General features: G+C 40.2%; 12 protein-coding genes and 1 pseudogene. 8 read left to right on the forward strand and 5 right to left on the reverse strand.

Annotation, left to right across the window (positions count from 1 at the left end; genetic code table 11):
- Positions 1-249 precede the first annotated feature (249 nt).
- Positions 250-414: a hypothetical protein gene (locus G4P69_RS31630; RefSeq protein WP_208343172.1), complete on the forward strand. Its 165-nt coding sequence runs from the start codon at positions 250-252 to the stop codon at positions 412-414.
- 792 nt (positions 415-1,206) lie between these two features.
- Here the strand turns inward: G4P69_RS31630 and G4P69_RS31635 are convergent.
- The 3 genes and pseudogenes from G4P69_RS31635 to G4P69_RS31645 all read right to left on the reverse strand — a co-directional run bounded on the left by G4P69_RS31635 (position 1,207) and on the right by G4P69_RS31645 (position 3,085).
- Positions 1,207-1,536, reverse strand: a complete 330-nt coding sequence (locus G4P69_RS31635; protein ID WP_208343174.1) for a pentapeptide repeat-containing protein — start codon at positions 1,534-1,536, stop codon at positions 1,207-1,209.
- A gap of 16 nt (positions 1,537-1,552) precedes the next feature.
- On the reverse strand, positions 1,553-1,822 hold the full coding sequence (locus tag G4P69_RS31640; protein ID WP_208343176.1) for a DUF1816 domain-containing protein: 270 nt from the start codon (positions 1,820-1,822) through the stop codon (positions 1,553-1,555).
- Positions 1,823-2,175: 353 nt separating this feature from the next.
- Positions 2,176-3,085: pseudogene (locus G4P69_RS31645) on the reverse strand (LysR substrate-binding domain-containing protein).
- Between the two features lie 180 nt (positions 3,086-3,265).
- Between G4P69_RS31645 and G4P69_RS31650 the strand changes: the two are divergent.
- The 4 genes from G4P69_RS31650 (at position 3,266) to G4P69_RS31665 (ending at position 8,700) form a co-directional block, all read left to right on the forward strand.
- A complete protein-coding gene (locus G4P69_RS31650) occupies positions 3,266-5,128 on the forward strand; it encodes an NAD(P)H-quinone oxidoreductase subunit F (protein WP_208343180.1) in 1,863 nt (620 codons plus the stop codon).
- A 207-nt stretch (positions 5,129-5,335) separates the two neighbouring features.
- Positions 5,336-6,844 (forward strand): NADH-quinone oxidoreductase subunit M, encoded by a 1,509-nt coding sequence (locus G4P69_RS31655; RefSeq protein ID WP_208343182.1) that lies wholly within the window; start codon positions 5,336-5,338, stop codon positions 6,842-6,844.
- A 145-nt stretch (positions 6,845-6,989) separates the two neighbouring features.
- Complete coding sequence (locus G4P69_RS31660) at positions 6,990-8,285, forward strand: CO2 hydration protein (protein ID WP_208343184.1); 1,296 nt, start codon at positions 6,990-6,992, stop codon at positions 8,283-8,285.
- A 13-nt stretch (positions 8,286-8,298) separates the two neighbouring features.
- Positions 8,299-8,700 (forward strand): fasciclin domain-containing protein, encoded by a 402-nt coding sequence (locus tag G4P69_RS31665; RefSeq protein WP_208343185.1) that lies wholly within the window; start codon positions 8,299-8,301, stop codon positions 8,698-8,700.
- A 292-nt stretch (positions 8,701-8,992) separates the two neighbouring features.
- Here the strand turns inward: G4P69_RS31665 and G4P69_RS31670 are convergent, their stop codons facing one another.
- Together G4P69_RS31670 and G4P69_RS31675 are read right to left on the reverse strand one after the other, a co-directional pair.
- Entirely contained in the window at positions 8,993-10,189 is a 1,197-nt protein-coding gene (locus G4P69_RS31670) for a glycosyltransferase (protein ID WP_208343187.1), read from the reverse strand.
- A 155-nt stretch (positions 10,190-10,344) separates the two neighbouring features.
- A complete protein-coding gene (locus tag G4P69_RS31675; RefSeq protein WP_208343198.1) occupies positions 10,345-12,645 on the reverse strand; it encodes a GumC family protein in 2,301 nt (766 codons plus the stop codon).
- A gap of 937 nt (positions 12,646-13,582) precedes the next feature.
- Between G4P69_RS31675 and G4P69_RS31680 the strand changes: the two genes are divergently transcribed.
- The 3 genes from G4P69_RS31680 to G4P69_RS31690 form a co-directional block, all read left to right on the forward strand.
- A complete protein-coding gene (locus G4P69_RS31680; RefSeq protein ID WP_208343200.1) occupies positions 13,583-14,872 on the forward strand; it encodes a glycosyltransferase in 1,290 nt (429 codons plus the stop codon).
- The gene (locus G4P69_RS31685; protein ID WP_243902488.1) at positions 14,873-16,258 is read left to right on the forward strand and encodes an oligosaccharide flippase family protein; all 1,386 of its coding nucleotides are present in this window, start codon (positions 14,873-14,875) and stop codon (positions 16,256-16,258) included.
- A 31-nt stretch (positions 16,259-16,289) separates the two neighbouring features.
- Positions 16,290-16,776: glycosyltransferase family protein (locus G4P69_RS31690; protein ID WP_208353582.1), on the forward strand; the 487-nt coding region annotated here is incomplete at its 3' end.

A 16,776-nucleotide genomic window follows, 5' to 3' on the forward strand; every position in this document is an offset into this window, starting at 1 on the left:
AAAGAAGATTCTAAATACTTACTGTGACCTAACAGGCAGAACTCAGGTTGATGTGTTCCGAGAGTTTGTTCGTACCCTTGAGAATAAAATACAAAAACTAGAGGCATCGAACCTCTAGTTTTTGTGCCCTATCCATCCCCACCCTACTACGTAGAGGGTGGGGAATTCCGCGAATATGTTAAAAAAGATCAAAGTAAGATCTCTAATTGAGATTAGAAAAGTTCTACCGTGCTAAGGAGGTGAGGTCATATGACAACGACAGAAACTAACGAACAATTGGATGCCTGCAAACATCTAAAGAAAAAACAGCGATCTAAACATCCTACAGATATTGGTGCGCCTAAAGTTCCCGTACGTCAACTCTCGAATAAACACGAGCCTGAGTTGCTTTGCGATTGGAACAATGCGTCTTAATTTTTGCTTACTAATTGGAGAGAGCCACTCCCCAAAATTACGCTCCAGCGATCAATAGCTATATGTCTCCAGTTCAGGAAAGCTTAAACCAAAGCAGTGGATTGACGCAAAAACGAAGCTTTATTGCTCAAACCACTGCTTAAGATTGGCTCAAACAAGCTTTTGACAAATGGCAGTGAGGCGATTATTGTGGTGCGATTTCAAACTTAAATCATTCAGCATGTTAACAATAAGATTGCAATTATAACTTATTTTTGTGACCATTAAAATCATTTTTGTAACATATCTTTATTTTGTAATTTGCTAAAGAGCTATACTAAAAGTAGGGAATGGGCTTTGGAGAAAATATTGAAAAGCCCCTTCTAAGGAGTGATAAGTTATGAGGGTAGCACCACTATTGTTAGTCTCAATTTTAGCTCTCATACCCACGACGGCGCTAGCACAACAAAATCAACCAAGTTAGAAATTAAATATCGCAAATCAACGACAAGTAGAATATGGAGGATTATTGCAGCTGCGCATTTACCAGCAAGTCCGTAGGTTTAATGCTGAGGTTGAGCAAGCGCTCTCGCAAACAAGAGCAAATAATGAATTTAGTAGACCATATTTAGATGAATTCCAAAGGAGAAACGATCAGATACAACACGATCCTGACAAAATAATAAGAACAATCAGGGGTCGTTAACAAATAAATTCGGTTTGATTCACAAGTTCCTCAAGTTCTTCACGACGTGACTTTGTTGTTCAATAGTAAAATCTTCCCACGACATAAAGCCGTGGGAATACAAATAGCTAAATATGGATCAATCCATTGGGCATTGTTGCTCCACTTAGATCAGCAGCAGTTAAATCTGCCTCATCCAAGTTAGCTTTATACAGATCGGCTCCACGCAATTTGGCACCGGATAAATTTGCCTTCCTCAAGTCAGCTTCAGTCAAAACTGCCCCATTCAAGTGAGCAAGACATAGAGTGGTTCTAGTTAAATTTGTGTTGAGCAGTTTGGCTCCACATAAATCTACACCACACAAGTCTAAACCATGTAAATCTAACCCACTCAGATTTACCCCACTGAAATCTCTTTTTCCTGCTACATATTCTTTCAACAGATCTGATACATCCATATCTATATTCTCCCTATTAGAATTCTTTTGACTCTTTCAACTCAGAACTGAGAGTGCATTCATCGTCGAAAATAGTTAAGTATAAGGGCTTGCATCTATTAATTAGGAAAGTGATTCCTTGCGCTCCCTCCTCTACCAAATCCTCAATATAGCCTGATTGCGCTAGGTGAGCTTCTTCAGCACTACTAAAAGGACCAAAGTAATAGGTACAGCAAGGGACTTGAGTGCTAATTTCTATCCACCAGGCAAATTGCAACGGCTTTTGAATGATCTGTGCTGACCTCATTAGGTTTCTCCAAGCTTTCTTAAGCTAGATTGTTTGAAAGTCAAGTAAACTAAAGCTGTGAAGGGTAGTGATAGCAACTGGCTCAAAATGCTTTGTTGTGAAGTCTGTTAATGTTTTTATATTAAGTTTGCTCGACGACTGACCTTTCTCATAGAAACCCGCCCCATAAATTGGGAAAGGTTGAGAGAAAATCAATCTTTCTTCCTTGACTATCGTTACCCCTATGAGCAATCATGTTTAGTTGTGCTTTTACGATAGAAAATCTGGTGAAAAAATTACAGTAGGAGATTTACCCATTCAGGATGAATTATGATGGGGATCAAACAAAATAGTATAACTGCAACTTACTTAAATTAAGCCTGATCTGCAATCCGGGGACCTTCATCAAGTAGATATTCCAGAAAAGTCTGAGCCACAATCGACAGTTGTTTGCTACCCGGATACAAGATATACCAGCGAAGTGGGATAGGAAACCCCTCTACATCTAGAATTCTGAGTGGACCGTTTATTCCTTCAAGTGCCAAAACGTAGCGTGACAACACTGACACTCCTAAACCACCCACAATTGCTTGCTTAATTGCTTCATTACTACCAAGTTTCCATTTCAACATTAAGAGAAACCCCGTGCTTGGCACAGAAACTTTCCACAGCCATCCTAGTACCAGAACCAGCTTCACGCATAATAAAAGGTTCTTCGCCAAGGCGCTGTAAAGAAATGTTTTTCTCTTTAGCAAGTGGGTGGTTGTGTGGTGCTATGACGACTAACGGATTTTCCAGAAATGGACATAGGCTGATATCAAGATGCGCTGGCGGCTGTCCCAGAATATAGAGATCATCAAGATTTTCGGCTAGCCGATCTATTAAGCGTCTACGGTTTGTTACTTTGAGGAAGATTTTAATTCCTGGATAACGTTGTCGAAATGGTCCTAACAGACGCGGGACAAAATATTTGGCTGTTGTCGTTACAGCTAAGCGCAAATTTCCCTGCTTCAGTCCTTTGAGATCTGCCAAAGTCATTTCCATCTCGGATAACTTTTCAGAAATATCCCGACAAACTTTCAAAACTTCCTTGCCAGCATCCGTTAAGTATAAACGCTTACCTACCAACTCAAACAACGGCATCCCGATAGCTTTGGTTAGCTGCTTGATCTGCTGGGAAACTGTGGGTTGGGTCAGAAACAGTTCTTCTGCTGCACGGGTAAAGCTACCAGAGCGAGCGATCGCCTCAAATACTTGCAGCTGATGAAGAGTCACGCGGTTCACTGTTCATTCTCCTTCAAAATTAATCATTACTATAGGATATTTCTATACTTGACATATAAATTAATAGCTTTTCACTATAACCATTTAGAAGTACCATCAAAGCAATGACAAAAAAAAAATTAAGAATCGCTATTAGAATCTTAATTATCTGTTACTCAAGAACACTTTGAGGAAATCCTAATGAACCAGCTCCTCCTTCAGAGCATCTGGTTAATACCCTGCTATGCCTTATTAGGTGCAATTTTTGCACTACCTTGGTCACCAACAATCATTCGTCGCACCGGACCTAGACCGGCGGGTTACGTGAACCTGCTTATGACCTGCTTAGCGTTTACTCATAGCTTAATCGCTCTGCAAAGCATTTGGAAACTGCCTCCGCAGCACATTTCTTTTAACTGGCTCAGTACAGCTGGTTTAGAGCTCACTTTCGATATAGAAATTTCACGAGTGAGTGTCGCCGCCATGCTCTTAGTCACTGGTTTAAATTTGCTGGCGCAAATTTATGCTGTAGGATATATGGAAATGGACTGGGGCTGGGCGCGCTTTTATTCCTTGCTAGGACTATTCGAGGCGGGGATGTGCGCCCTAGTGTTGTGCAATTCTTTGTTCTTTAGCTACCTAATTTTGGAAATCCTCACCCTAGGGACTTACCTGCTCGTAGGTTTGTGGTTTTCTCAGCCTTTAGTTGTCACTGGTGCAAGGGATGCTTTTTTAACAAAGCGGGTAGGAGACTTATTGCTGCTGATGGGAGTTGTTGCTTTATTACCATTAGCAGGGACGTGGAACTATTCTGAGCTAGCTGTTTGGGCTAAAACAGCCCACTTAGATCCAAAAATAGCTGCTCTGTTGGGTCTGTTATTAATTTCTGGGCCGATGGGTAAGTGTGCTCAGTTTCCTTTGCATTTATGGTTAGATGAAGCAATGGAAGGACCTGTACCCAGCACAATTTTACGGAATTCTGTGGTAGTAGCAACTGGTGCATGGGTACTCATTAAACTTCAGCCTGTACTTAGTCTGTCACCGATAGTTTCTGCAGCATTGGTAGGTATTGGTACAGTAACATCTGTTGGTGCTTCCTTAATTGCGATCGCCCAAATTGACATAAAACGCTGCTTATCTTACTCTGTCAGTGCCTACATGGGTTTGGTGTTTATTGCTGTAGGAACACAACATTCCGAAGCAGCGCTTTTATTGGTACTCACCCATGCGGTAGCATCAGCACTATTGGTAATGAGTACTGGTGCAGTTGTCTGGAATAGCATCACCCAAGACGTAACCCAGCTTGGCGGACTTTGGTCACGGCGTCCTATATCAGGACTAGCCTATATAGTAGGGACTCTTGGATTAATCGCTTTTCCACCTTTGGGTAGCTTTTGGGCTCTACTAAAATTAGCCTCAGCATTATGGGTAGAGAAACCTTGGCTAGTAGGAGTCGTGATTGTAGTAAACGTTTTCACTGCTTTCAGCTTGACTAGAGAGTTTAGTTCAATTTTTGGTGGTAAACCTAAGCAAATGAGTGAGCGATCGCCTGAAGTCAGTTGGCAGATGGCTCTACCGATGATCATTTTACTCGCTTTTACTCTCCATCTACCCTTATTATTGCAAAGCTTATCACTACTACCTAGTTGGGCAGACTTTAATAAAGATGTTGCACTACTACTAATGTGGTCGAGTATTTTCGGTTGCACCATCAGCGGCGTAATTTACCTTAGTGATTTCATTCCCAAACCTATACGCCTTCCAGTTAAGGTACTACAAGACTTGCTAGCTTATGACTTCTACACGCCAAAACTCTACAAGGTAAGCATAGTTTTCAGCGTCGATATGATTTCAAAACTTGCTGACATTGTTGATCGCCTAGTAATTGATGGTATTGTTAACATGATAGGTTTAGCATCGCTAGGCGGAGGAGAAGGTCTTAAATACAGTACCTCTGGACAAACCCAGTTTTATGCATTCACAGTCTTACTTGGAATAAGTCTTTTAGGCGCAACCGTGACTTGGCCATACTGGGGACATCAGTTTTTAAGTTTGATGTTTTAAAAGAAGAATTCAGAAATCAGCAGCCAGGATTCAGAATGATTCCTGTGCAATTACCAGATTTGTGAATGGTTTGAAATCTTAAATGTCTATATTTTGTCATCACGTCTACAATTAAAATACTCATCTTATTCATTCTGACTCCTGAATTCTGAATTCTGACTCCTTACTCCTGAGTCCTTACTCCTTACTTTAAGAACACCTAAACATATGCTCAGTACCTTAATTTGGGTACCTATTATCGGTGCCGCTGTTATTGGCTTTTCTCCTGGAAGCAACTCGTACCCGATTCGCACTCGTTGGATAGCACTAATTACTGCTGGGTTAGTTCTCCTGTGGAATATTTTCATCCTGCTGAAATTTGATATTAGCAATCCAGGGATGCAGTTGCAGGAATATTTACCTTGGAACGAAAACCTTGGCTTAAGCTATAAATTGGGAGTTGATGGTCTATCGATACTGATGTTGCTATTAAATAGTTTCCTAACTTGGATAGCTATTTATAGTAGTAGCGAACAAGTCCAACGTCCTCGAATTTTTTACTCCCTCATTTTATTAGTTAGTGGTGGTGTTGCGGGAGCTTTCTTAACAGAGAATTTACTTCTCTTCTTTTTGTTTTACGAACTGGAGTTAATACCCTTCTATTTACTAATTTCAATTTGGGGTGGTGAAAAGCGAGCGTATGCTGCTATCAAGTTTCTGATTTACACTGCTGTTTCAGGAGCATTAATTCTAGCAGCATTCTTCGGGATGGTATGGCTTACTGGTTCCACCAGCTTTAACTACGATGCATTGCCTACTCAAACCATATCAACCACATTACAAATTATCCTACTGTTCGGAATTGTGGTCGGCTTTGGTATTAAGATTCCTTTAGTTCCTTTCCATACCTGGTTACCAGATGCTTATGTTGAAGCTTCATCACCAATTGCGATTCTTCTTGGTGGAGTGCTAGCAAAACTAGGAACTTATGGTCTTTTGCGTTTTGGGATGGGAATGTTTCCCCAAGCCTGGAGTATTCTTGCACCAACTTTGGCAACTTGGGGAGCAATCAGTGCTATTTACGGTGCTGTGACTGCGATCGCGCAAAAAGATATCAAGCGAATGGTAGCCTATAGCTCTATAGGTCACATGGGTTATATATTGCTAGCTAGTGCAGCCAGCACACGGTTAGCACTTGTTGGTGCAGTTTCTCAAATGTTCAGCCACGGCATTATCCTAGCAATCCTTTTCCATTTAATAGGTGTTGTGGAAAACAAAGTTGGTACCCGCGAGTTAGACAAACTTAATGGTTTAATGAGTCCTGTACGCGGTTTACCCCTCACAAGCGCCTTATTGGTTATAGGCGGTATGGCTAGCGCGGGTATTCCTGGAATGATAGGGTTTGTTGCTGAATTTATCGTCTTTCAGGGTAGTTTCTCTGTTTTTCCCATACCCACACTCTTATGTATCGCATCTAGTGGTTTAACTGCCGTTTATTTTGTCATCTTGCTGAATCGCACATGTTTCGGTAAGCTCGACAACAAATTGGCTTACTACCCCAAAGTTGAGTGGTCAGAGAAAGTACCAGCCCTTATCTTGACAATTGTAATCTTTTTCCTAGGAATACAACCCACTTGGCTAGTGCGTTGGAGTGAGCCGACAACTACTGCAATGCTTGCAGATATTCCAACACCTTCTCAAGTCTCCGTCCTTAGCAAGAGAGTAGGTGAGTCATGAGAAAACGGGCATAGGGCAATGGGCATAGGGCAATGGGTAAGAACTTTATCTCTTTTATACCTATTCCTAAATTCTATTTTCCTGTTTCTATGCCCCATGCCCCATGCCCCATGCCCCGTCTTTGTTCAATTAGTAAACAACTACTATGACAGCAACAACTATTTCTCAGGCAACTAAATTGCCACCTTCCAATCATGAATTTGCGCACGTGATTCATCGGTTAGAAGAGGGAGGTGCGATGCTACCAGATAGCCCAGAAAATCTCATGCAAATCATCGGCATTTACAAAGCTTATGCCGTGCCAATGGATTTTTACTGGCGCGATCTACTATACATTGCTGAACATGTCTTTTTGAACCCGTTTCCCTTTTTTAAATATTTCTTGCCACAAGAGTATCTAGATCTACATAATCATTATGCTGGAGATGATGCGGATTTTAGAATGTGGCGAGGAAAGGCGACTGCTCACCCTGAACTGTTGGCGTTTATGGAAAAGGGTGAAACTTTTAAAATGCCGAAGTTGTTTCACCATTTGTGGCATGACAGGGTTAATATGGAGTTTGCGGAAGCCTGTATGCGTGCTATGCTCTGGCACAGAGGAATGGGCGGAAGATTTGACCCTTATCTAGATACTGACGAATATAAAGCAAACGCAGATAGGGCGATCAAGGCTTACTTCGAGGGTAATCCTGTGATGTTGGGACTGTACAAACTGTTTCCAGACATGTTCTTAGAACAAGTACGGCAAATGTCTTACTACAGTAACCTGGGATTATTCTGGGAGGTGATGGCTCCGGTTTTCTTTGAAATGAGCGATCGCTACGATGAAGGAGACATCAAAACCGTCCCCGAAGCAATGAACTTTCTAGTCAACGCTATTTTTGCAATGGCTGGTCGTCCAATTTACCACCATGTTCATATTCGTGGTAAGGTGTACGAAATAATACCAAAATCTCTTGGGTTCATGTGGTTATACGAAGCCGCATTACCTTATGTAGAAGCTGTTTTTTATCGCACAGCACCTTTCCGAGGCACAAAGTCTTACAATGCCCAAGCTAAGCAGGTTCCTGAAGATCAGAAAGATTTTCACTTTGGGATTCTCTATGCTGATGTGTTTCCTGTAGGTACAGCTGGTATTCCACCAACACTTTTGATGCAGGATATGCTCCACTTTTTACCGAAGTATCTAGTGGATTATTATCACGATCATTGCCGTGGAGAAGATGACATGCTGATCCAACTCGGTATCAGTTTCCAACGCTCGATGTACGTTGTCACTTCTGCCGTAATTCAAGCATTACGAACTGCGCTTCTATATCCTTTAGATGATCCCAACCCAAGGCACCTGGAAGCAAATCGAGCTTTCTTTGAAGCTCAAATAGATCGCTTTAAGCGCCCTGAAGCCCGCTTGCGCGATGTTCAGTCACAAAACTATAGGTAATGAGGTGAAACACATGGCGGATATTGTTGATATTGCGGTTAGCGCTGGTGCTTTCAAAACCTTAGTCACGGCGGTTCAAGTTGCGGGTTTAGTAGAAACACTTAAAAGCCCTGGTCCATTTACTGTGTTTGCACCAAATGATGATGCCTTTGCCAAGTTACCAAATGGAACTGTACATACTTTAGTACAGAATATTCCTCAATTAGCAAGAATATTGAAATTTCATGTTGTTCCTGGCAAATTTATGGCGGCTGATATTGCCAAACTTAATCAGCTAACCTCTGTCGAAGGATCACCAATTAGGGTTGATACTAGCAATGGGTTTGAAGTTAAAAATGCAACAGTTGTAGCACCAGATATTGAGGCTGATAACGGTGTTATTCATGTCATTGACACGGTAATCCTGATGGGGTGATTTAAGCGGAAACAGGTAACAGGGGAATTCCGATCATTAAAAGATGCTCTTGGCGAATTAATTAGGGATAACAAAAGTGCTTCCTGCTCATAAAAAAATATAAATTGACGTAGGGTGCGTTACGGCTTCGCCTAACGCACTTTGATTTTGGTATCGTAAAATTTTATTAAGAACGTGGACAAATGAGTGTAAAAATAGACAAATGTGGCAAGACTGGCAACATGAAGTTATCAATGCAAGATATAACCTTTTAAAATTTACGCGAACCTAGAGTTCAAAATTAATCTGTATTTCAGGTTAAGTTGTAATGACCTGAAGCCAGTCTATGCTCAAACAACCATTGCTGATTTTCTAGTGAATCATTTAGCCAGCGATTAATTAGATCTGAAGATCTGACTGGAATTTGTAAACTTCTCCAGGCTTCGTAAGAAGCCACAGAAAGGCTGTGATAAACCTCTGGGTTTGAAAGCAGTTTCTCAATGCATACAGCCAAAGCAATAGAATTACCGGCAGGAAAAATCATTGCATTAGTATTATGCTTCAATTTGTTGATAAACATCGGATGATCGGAAGCAACAATTGGCGTTCGAGAGCACAGAGCTTCATAAATTGTCATGGGAAATCCTTCTGGATATTGATGTCTACTAGGGACTAAAACTATATCTGCATTTCTCATTACTAAAACTATGTTTTTGTTGGGCACTAATCCCATAAACTCTACACAATCTTCTATATCTAGCTCTCTAGTTTCTCTTATAAAGCTTGCTATATCACCCTTACCTGCCACCTTTAATTTAACAGATAACCCCTTAGCTCTTAGCTGTGCTATGGCCCTTATTGCATCACCAACTCCCTTAGATTCAGTAACTGCGCCAACATAGACAATATTCCAAGTATCTCTATTAACAGTGAGAGTTTTCGATGAAAAATCGGCGGGAGTAATCATATGAGGCCAATCCCATGGTATTATTTTGTCAGGATTGACACCTATATTTGCAAGTGATATAGAAGCAGAAACTCCATGATTTCCTACCCAGTCAATTTGTTTGTTGTTGAGTAAATTGGCCAGAAAATAATTCCGGATTTTGTTACGCAAACTTTTTGTTGGAAAAGAGTCTGCTAAACTCACGAGTGTTCGTAATTTATTTTCAATGGCCCATCTGATAATTGCTCGAATAGGTGTTCCAATAACTAAATGAGTTGGATTTTGCTCTTCTATTAATTCGATCAATTTTTTAATTGAAATTTCTTGATTTAAATTGAATCCCGTACCAATTGCACGAACTCCATTCTTAAGAAGCTCATTGTAAGGTTCTGTTGTCTGACAACATAGAATAGCAATTTCCTCAATCTGTTGGCCTATTTTAGCAACTGCTTCAACAGATTGTTTTTGAGCATAGTACGTTTCCTCTCCACCTTGAGACAAACGCAGAAACGCTTCGCGATAATCACCAGCGTATTGGATTATTAATAAACGTTTTTTACTCATTGAGTTACACCTTAATTTTTACAGGGCAATTCACGTAAAAATCCCCTTATTTAGCTACTACGTTATTTGAGAGGGAATAGGACAGCACCTCAATCTCTTATCTGTGAGGGCACTATGCATAAACCTAACGTCTTGTGCAATAAGGTTTCATGAACTTAATTAGCTACTATACTTATTATTGGTAAATTAGAAGCTTTTAATTGATTCAAAACCTGCGTAACTGCAGAGCGATGAGTTTTGCCAACTTGCACTACCATCAATACACCATCTATGTCAGTCGCTAACAATTTGGTATCTGCAAAACCTAGAAAATGAGATGTATCATAGATGACTAAATCAAAATTTGCTTCAAACTCCTTGATTAAATAATGCATCCGAGAAGATGCAACCAGTCTGCTAGGATTCTTTAGCAGTTGACCAGCCGTCAACAAAAACAGGTTATTCTCCAAAGGCGATCGCTGAATAAACTTTTGAGGCTCCAAGTTTTCACTAAGGATGTTGCTCAGTCCTGATAAATTAGGCAAGCCAAACATAGTGTGAAGTTGAGGATGACGCAAATTTGCATCTACCAATAGTACTTTTTGACCTTTGATTGCTGCTGCTTGAGCTAGATGGAAAGCTGTCCTAGTTTTACCATCCTTAGTTTCAGGAGAACAAACGAGCAAAGAGCGGACAGGGGAACGAGAAGTAAGAAAACGGATGCTGGTGTATAAAGAAATAAAAGTTTCTAAAACTAGAGAAGCATTAGGTTGTTCAGCTTTATTCTCTTCCAGAGAAGAAGGGACTGTTGTAGTTTTGGAAAACTGACTTTTACTTTGAGCAACAGGAGGAACTTCTAATACAGGCGTTTCTGTTATAGCGTCTCTAATGTCATCTGTGGTATGGAAAACATTACGCAATTTGTCGATAAGTAATGCAGAACTAATCCCCAAAATTAGACCTATGAAAATTGCCATACCTAGTTTTTTGCCAGTATCCCCAGGAACTGGAATAGGTTTTCCTGCAATATCACGCGGTATCGTTGCCTCAGAAGCAACCTGCCAAGGCACTTCTTTCTGAGCTGCTTCAACACGCAGAGTTTCTCGCTGAACCAACAGTTGGTTAAGTGTCTTAGTAGTAATTTCTAGCTGTTGCTGTAAGTCGTTATAGCGACGTGTAATTGCTGGGAATTGCAATACTTGTTGATTAAGGCTAGTCTCAGCTTTTGTAAATGCTTGATTACGGACTTCTAACAAGTGAATATTGTTACTTGTATCCATCAATTGTTTGATGAGAGACTGACGAGTAGAATTCTGAAAATTTAGAATTTGAGGCTTTGTTACTCGACTTGGTAGAGATTGTCCTGCAATATGTTGAGCTTGCTGATCTAACAGTAAAGATATATTTCTCTGCTGCTGCCACAGCGACTGCATAATTGGATGGTCTTGAGTTAACTGGACAGATTTAATAGCGATCTGGCTTTCTATATTCCTTTTTTGTGTGAGTAAATCTCTATAGCTAGGGTCTTCACTTAAGGTAGATGCCGTAAGCGCTTCGTTTTCTGCGAGATTTAGTTGCTTCTGTAAGTTTACGTAAAGCGTCTTCTGCTCACTAAGTTCCCTTTGAACATTAAACCTCTGAGTTTGAATTTCCCGGAATCGTTGAGATAAAGCTCCTGCATCATTCGTCGGATTGCTGAGTTGATAGTCCTGCTGAAGTACTTGCAATTGCCCCTGCAAGTTATTAACTTGCTTTTGTAATCTAGGTAATTGGCTCTCAATAAACTCAACAGCTGAACTAATATGGGTCTTCCGGTTCTCAAGACCATATTTTAAATACTCATTTAAAATTGCTTTTAGGACAAACTCCACTTGAGCAGAGTCTTTTCCCTTGTAATGAACCTCTATAAGCTTGGTAAAATCAGATAAATTAGTTCCAACACGTCGAATGACTAAATTTTTATTAACTAAATCTCGACTAAGTGTATCATTCTTAAAGTTAGGATATTGAACTTGAATCTGTTTAGAAATTTTAGTTAACAAACTAGGACTCTGTAAAACTTGAAGCAGAGTTGGATAATCTACACTAAAAGCCATGAGTAAATTTTCATTACGAGACAATACAGAAGGGTCTGTCAATTTTGCCTCAGAAGTAATAGGCTCAACTAAAAGCTGAAAAGTACCTTCATAAATACGGGGACTTTTCGGAAGTACGAATACGCTTGCTATAGTTGTTGCTGCTGTAATAGCGACAACCAAAAGAGTGTTTCGCTGAATAGTTCTCAGTATCGGACGCAGATTCAATCCTTTCTTAGGCGCTTCTGAATCATCAGAATCGAACACTTCAACAGAGTTACGAACCAAATTTACTCCACTTTTATTGAGTTCTTGGGACTTATCTTGCTCAAGATGTATCAACTCTTTTGCTCCGTTGTTACTATTATTTGATTGTAAAGAATGAATATGATTAAATTTCATTTTTATTTTTAGATGAACTATTGGATTAATTCTCTATTTAGCCAAATTCTTTAGACATTAAAATTATTTTTGATAAAAAAGCGTCTTAGCTGATGAAAAATGTACACAGATAAGTTGATTTGTTTTCAGTAACTACTTTTGTTCTTGGTACCTTTAATAGAATACAATTGAGATTTTAGGGGTTTAAATCTTAAATTATATGTTCACAAGTTTAGATATAGTATTTTTCCACCTTATTATATAAATAACGAATAAAAAATGATATTCATGATATTTCATAAAAAAATTACACAAGAGGAAAATTACGGAGATATTTAGGGACAGCATGGTTATTCACCGCCAGTGCACTGGCTTTAGTACCCCCTTCTCCGAAACTTGGGATTTGGGTATGTAGAACCATTTCTCCCCTGTCGCAAATTTGGGCAAGCCATGTGGGTAAGCGATCTGTAACACGTTGGTTCCTGCTAACTTATGCTGGATCTATGTTTTACTTTCCATATCCATCCTTTGGCTATAAAGAGTATTAATTTCAAAACAGATATTCACAAATTACTGATTTCTATAAAGATTGTGTAACAGTAGTGGCAGTTCCAGGCGATCGATTGCTATAAAAGCTGTATAAAAGAGTGGTTCTTTAGTACATGTTATCCCAAACTATAGGAATCTAGTTGGACACTCGCTAACTCCACCCAAGCTTAATCTTGGGCTAAACAAGACTTATAGTTTGGAGCTTGTTCAAAAACCCAATAGCAATTCCCAGATCAGCCAAACAGCAGCCTTCAATTTTAACAACGAAACTTTTGGAAATTAGAAGCATTAGAAAATAAAAATCAATTTTCTTAAATAGAAAGCTACGTAATTTTTCTTAGAGTGTTTTTAATATACACGATTCCTAAAAACCAAAAGTTTTTTAAACCACAATATATTCGCATCACATATGCTCAGAATTGCTTATTTAGTCAATCATTATCCCAAAATTAGTCACAGTTTTATTCGCAGAGAAATTGCTGGAATTGAGGGTTGTGGAATTGAAGTCACTAGGTTTTCAATCCGTTCTTGCAACCCCAAGCAATTAGTTGATGAGTTGGACAAGCTAGAGATGGAACAAACTCAAGCAGTTTTAGGCGTTGGTATCTTAGGCTTGCTGATGAGTTTATTTTACGTCATTGTAACTAGACCTATTCATTTAGTTCAAACTTTGTGGCAAGTACTTAAGCTTAGCTTACACTCTGAGGGAGGACTTTTATATCATCTAGCTTACTTGGCGGAAGCTTGCGTTCTTCTACGTTGGGTTTCAAATTCTGATATAGCCCACATTCACGCTCACTTTGGTACAAATTCAAGTACTGTAGCAATGTTGTGCCACGCACTTGGAGGACCGTCCTATAGCTTTACTGTTCATGGTCCTGAAGAGTTTGATAAAGTCAAGCTTGTTGCTTTAACAGAAAAAATTGAGCGAGCTGCTTTTGTAGTGGCTGTTAGCTCTTTCGGGAAAAGTCAGCTTTATCGCTGGTGTCCTTCAAAGCAATGGTCGAAAATTCATGCTGTACATTGTGGCGTTGACAATAACTTTCTTGCTCAGCCAGTTGTTGCTATACCTAAAGAGCCGCGTTTAGTATGTGTTGGTAGACTTTGCGAACAGAAAGGTCAACTGCTTTTACTAGAGGCGGTGCATCGGTTGGTAAATCAGGGCTTACAGTTTAAGCTAACCTTGGTGGGCGACGGAGAGTTAAGGACTGATATCGAATCCCTAATTCTAAAATACGGTCTACAACATCATGTAGAAATCGTCGGCTGGGCTAGTAATTCTGAAGTTCGTCAACAAATTTTGGCTTCCCGAGCAATGGTGTTGCCTAGTTTTGCAGAAGGCTTACCAGTAGCATTGATGGAATCCCTTGCACTAGGTCGTCCAGTAATTAGCACTTACGTGGCAGGAATTCCCGAATTAGTAGAACCAGGCGTATCTGGTTGGTTAGTACCACCTGGTTCTATTGAAGCTTTATCAGAAGCAATTCGCACAGCTTTGGAGATGCCCATTGAAAAGCTAGAACAAATGGGTAGAGCAGGAGCACAACGAGTTGCTCAACAGCACAATGCAGCGATAGAAGCTAGTAAATTAGCTGCATTGTTTCGGTCTAGCATTGAAAAATCTCAGGAGCAAGTAATTGATCTACCGTTAAACATTCCTAGAGTCACATCTATATCACTTGGAATCAGAGATATATAAATGCCTACTGAATTGCTTGCATCTGATTTTCCCCTTAAAGAAGTTATGACTACTATTAAAAAGCTTGCCATCCGTGGAACAGTCTGGACTATAGCTAGCTATGGGACAAGTCAATTTCTGCGACTAGGTAGTAATCTCATCCTGAGCCGCCTACTCTTCCCAGAATTATTCGGTTTAATGGCTCTAGTCAATATTTTTATATCTGGCTTGCACTTATTCTCCGATATTGGTCTTGGTCCAAATATTATCCAGAGCAAGCGTGGAGATGACCCAGTCTTTCTGAATACTGCCTGGACACTACAGGTTCTTCGCAGTATTGGTATATGGTTCCTTTGTGTTTTAATTACTTTACCAGTTGCCAACTTATACAACAACCCTCAGTTATTGTGGTTGATCCCGTTAGTTGGTTTAAACACAATCATTGCTGGATTTAGTTCCACTGCTATCTATACTCTCAACCGCCACATGGCTATTAAGCAGGTGGTAATTTTCGAACTGGGAGGACAAATCATTTCACTTGCGGTAATGCTGATTTGGGCTTGGTTCAGCCCGACGATTTGGGCTCTTGTTGTTGGAGGACTTACCTCAGCAGTTGTTCAAATGGTTTGGAGTCATAACTTGATACCTGGAACATCTAACCGCTTTACATGGAATCAGGAAGCGAGAAAAGAAATTTTTTCTTTTGGTAAGTGGATATTTTTTTCAACAGTAATAACATTTTTTGCTGAACAAGCCGATCGACTTATTCTTGGCAAATTAATTCCGTTGGATGTCTTGGGTGTTTATGGCATTGCCTTTGTACTTGCTGACATACCGCGTATGGTCATTTTGGCAATCAGTTCAAAGGTGATTTTTCCTGCTTTTTCAAAGCTTACTGATCTTCCTCGTGAAACTTTACTTGCCAAGATTTTGCGGAACCGCAAACCGTTCCTTGTCATATTGGCAGTGGGCTTGACAGTACTGGTCAGTTTTGGGGATATCTTGATTTCGACACTTTATGATCACAGGTATGCTCAGGCTGCTTGGATGCTACCAATCCTGGCTCTAGGTATTTGGCCTCGTGTTCTGACTCAATCGATTGATCAGTGCCTTTTTGCTATTGGGAAGCCTTGCTATCCAGCCTATGGTAGTCTATTCAAGTTTTTATTCGTTGTTATTGGATTGCCAGTTGGGTTCTCCCTCATGGGGCTAGCTGGGGCTGTTATAGTAGTTGCACTCAATGATCTTCCCTTCTACGGAGCAATAACTTATGGTCTCTGGCGTGAGAGGCTGGTTGTTATAGGACAAGATACTAAAGCGACGGCATTGTTGCTGGTACTACTTACTGTAATGCTAACAGCTCGAACAGTTTCAGGTTTTGGACTCCCCATAGATGGGCTGTTTTAAAAGAATATATTCATGTACATCAAGTGTTCATATGAAAATTACTTTTGTGCTTCCTCATGCTAGTCTTGCAGGTGGTATTCGGGTAGTAGCAATTTATGCTGAAAATCTTAAAAAGCGAGGTCATGAAGTATTCGTCGTCTCTGTACCTCGAAGTCAGCCCAGTCTCCGCCAGCAAGTAAAGTCTTTTATTAAAGGTCAAGGGTTGCTTTCTGTACCTAAGAAAGATTTATCGCACTTTGATAACCTAGATGTTAAGCATAGAGTTATTGAATCCTATCGTCCAATCGTTGATGCCGATATCCCTGACGCTGATGTAGTTATTGCCACTTGGTGGGAAACTGCTGAGTGGGTGGCGAATTTATCTGAAGCTAAAGGAGCAAAAGCCTATTTCATACAGCATCATGAGGTAGTTTGGGATTACGTGCCTAAAGAAAGAGTGGCAGCAACATGGTCGCTCCCCATGCACAAAATTACCATCTCGCAGTGGCTAGTCGATTTGGCTCAGACTCTGTACGGCG

The sequence above is a fragment of the Aetokthonos hydrillicola CCALA 1050 genome, from assembly GCF_017591665.1.
In the GTDB taxonomy this organism is placed as follows: Bacteria; Cyanobacteriota; Cyanobacteriia; order Cyanobacteriales; family Nostocaceae; genus Aetokthonos; species Aetokthonos hydrillicola.

What these genes read in the sequence shown, in the direction of transcription:
- G4P69_RS31660 (WP_208343184.1), top strand. Translation starts at nt 6,990, where the DNA reads ATGACAGCAACAACTATTTCTCAGGCAACTAAATTGCCACCTTCCAAT.
- G4P69_RS31665 (WP_208343185.1), top strand. Translation starts at nt 8,299, where the DNA reads ATGGCGGATATTGTTGATATTGCGGTTAGCGCTGGTGCTTTCAAAACC.
- G4P69_RS31675 (WP_208343198.1), bottom strand. Translation starts at nt 12,645, where the DNA reads ATGAAATTTAATCATATTCATTCTTTACAATCAAATAATAGTAACAAC.
- G4P69_RS31650 (WP_208343180.1), top strand. Translation starts at nt 3,266, where the DNA reads ATGAACCAGCTCCTCCTTCAGAGCATCTGGTTAATACCCTGCTATGCC.
- G4P69_RS31670 (WP_208343187.1), bottom strand. Translation starts at nt 10,189, where the DNA reads ATGAGTAAAAAACGTTTATTAATAATCCAATACGCTGGTGATTATCGC.
- G4P69_RS31685 (WP_243902488.1), top strand. Translation starts at nt 14,873, where the DNA reads ATGCCTACTGAATTGCTTGCATCTGATTTTCCCCTTAAAGAAGTTATG.
- G4P69_RS31630 (WP_208343172.1), top strand. Translation starts at nt 250, where the DNA reads ATGACAACGACAGAAACTAACGAACAATTGGATGCCTGCAAACATCTA.
- G4P69_RS31655 (WP_208343182.1), top strand. Translation starts at nt 5,336, where the DNA reads ATGCTCAGTACCTTAATTTGGGTACCTATTATCGGTGCCGCTGTTATT.
- G4P69_RS31640 (WP_208343176.1), bottom strand. Translation starts at nt 1,822, where the DNA reads ATGAGGTCAGCACAGATCATTCAAAAGCCGTTGCAATTTGCCTGGTGG.
- G4P69_RS31680 (WP_208343200.1), top strand. Translation starts at nt 13,583, where the DNA reads ATGCTCAGAATTGCTTATTTAGTCAATCATTATCCCAAAATTAGTCAC.
- G4P69_RS31635 (WP_208343174.1), bottom strand. Translation starts at nt 1,536, where the DNA reads ATGGATGTATCAGATCTGTTGAAAGAATATGTAGCAGGAAAAAGAGAT.